Origin of the sequence: Salipiger sp. HF18 (assembly GCF_011806505.1) — a bacterium.
Lineage (GTDB): Bacteria > Pseudomonadota > Alphaproteobacteria > Rhodobacterales > Rhodobacteraceae > Salipiger > Salipiger thiooxidans.
On sequence record NZ_JAATOS010000651.1, the window covers coordinates 1 to 1,916 of the forward strand.

At 68.4% G+C, this 1,916-nt stretch carries 2 protein-coding genes; both read left to right on the top strand.

The annotated features are described in order from the left end of the window. A partial coding sequence (locus tag HC022_RS25420; RefSeq protein ID WP_167454243.1) for a BMP family protein occupies positions 1-457 on the top strand: 457 nt, incomplete at its 5' end. 102 nt (positions 458-559) lie between these two features. Further along, positions 560-1,916 (top strand): ABC transporter ATP-binding protein (locus HC022_RS25425; protein ID WP_167454244.1); only part of this gene is annotated, 1,357 nt, incomplete at its 3' end.

Genomic DNA, 1,916 nt, shown 5'->3' on the forward strand with positions numbered 1-1,916 from the left:
CATGACCGGCACCACCCCGGCCGCGTGGAACGACCCGGTAAAGGGCTCGGAGCTGGCCAAGGCCCAGATCGCCCAAGGCGCCGATGTGATCTACGCCGCCGCCGGCGGCACCGGCCTCGGTGTGCTGCAGACCGCCGCGGACGAGGACATCCTCTCGATCGGCGTGGACAGCAACCAGAACCACCTCTACCCGGGCAAGGTGCTGACCTCGATGCTCAAGCGCGTCGACGTGGCCGTGGCCGAGACCATGACCCAGGGCGCCGACCTCGAGACCGGGGTCATGGTGCTGGGCCTTGCCGAGAACGGCGTCGGCTACGCGCTCGACGAGAACAACGAGGCGCTGGTGACCCCCGAGATGAAGGCCGCCGTGGATGACGCGCGCGAGAAGATCGTGGCAGGCGAGATCGAGGTGCACGACTATTCCTCGGACGACAGCTGCCCGGCGCTGAGCTTCTGAGCCACTGAAGGACGGGGCGGCGCCACTCTGCGCGCGCCTCGCAAACACGAGAGGCCGCGTGGCGCGCGGCCTCTGCCCTGTCTCGCAGGAGACTGTCACGCCATGACCGACCCCATCGCCCCGGCCATCGAGCTGAAAGGCATCTCCAAGGCCTTCGGCCCCGTGCAGGCCAACAAGGACATCTCCATCCGCGTCATGCCGGGCACGATCCACGGCATCATCGGCGAGAACGGCGCCGGGAAATCGACGCTGATGTCGATCCTCTACGGCTTCTACAAAGCCGACGCCGGCGAGGTCTGGATCAACGGCCGCAAGACCGAGATTCCCGACAGCCAGGCCGCCATCGCCGCCGGCATCGGCATGGTCTTCCAGCACTTCAAGCTGGTGCAGAACTTCACCGTGCTCGAGAACGTCATCCTCGGCGCCGAGGACGGACCGATGCTTGGCACCTCGCTGGCGCGGGCCCGCGGCGAGCTCCGGGCGCTGGCCGAGGAATACGAGCTCAGCGTCGATCCCGACCAGCTGATCGAGAACCTTTCCGTGGGCCACCAGCAGCGCGTCGAGATCCTCAAGGCGCTCTACCGCAAGGCCGACATCCTGATCCTCGACGAGCCCACCGGGGTGCTGACCCCGGCCGAGGCCGACCACCTGTTCCGGATCCTCGACAACCTGCGGGCCGAGGGCAAGACCATCGTCCTTATCACCCACAAGCTGCGCGAGATCATGGAGATCACCGACACCGTCTCGGTGATGCGCCGCGGCGAGATGACCGCCACGGTCAAGACCGCCGAGACCTCTCCCGAACAGCTGGCCGAGCTGATGGTGGGCCGCAAGGTGCTGCTGCGCGTCGACAAGGTGCCGGCCCGGCCCGGCGAGGCGGTGCTGCGGGTCGAGAACCTGCGCCACGTGGACAGCCACGGCGTCGAGCGGCTCAAGGGCATCTCGCTCGAGGTCCGCGCCGGCGAGATCCTCGGCATCGCCGGGGTGGCGGGCAACGGCCAGTCGGAGCTGCTTGAGGTGCTGGGCGGCTATGCCGATGCCACCGGCACGGTGCGGGTCAACGGCAAGGAGATCGCGCTCTCCGGCCCCGGCTCGGACGGCGGCGCGCGCCGCGCCTGCGGCATCGCCCACGTGCCCGAGGACCGGCAGACCGAGGGGCTCATCATGGCCTACACCGCGTGGGAGAACACCGTCTTCGGCTACCACCGCGACCCGCGCTACCAGTCCGGCGTCCTGATGAACAACGCACTGATCCGGGAAGAGGCGCAGGACAAGATGACCCGCTACGACGTGCGTCCGCCGAACCCGCAGCTCGCCGCCAGGAACTTCTCGGGCGGCAACCAGCAGAAGATCGTGCTGGCCCGTGAGATCGAGCGCGACCCCGACATCCTGCTCATCGGCCAGCCCACCCGCGGCGTCGATATCGGCGCCATCGAGTTCATCCACCAGGAGATCGTGC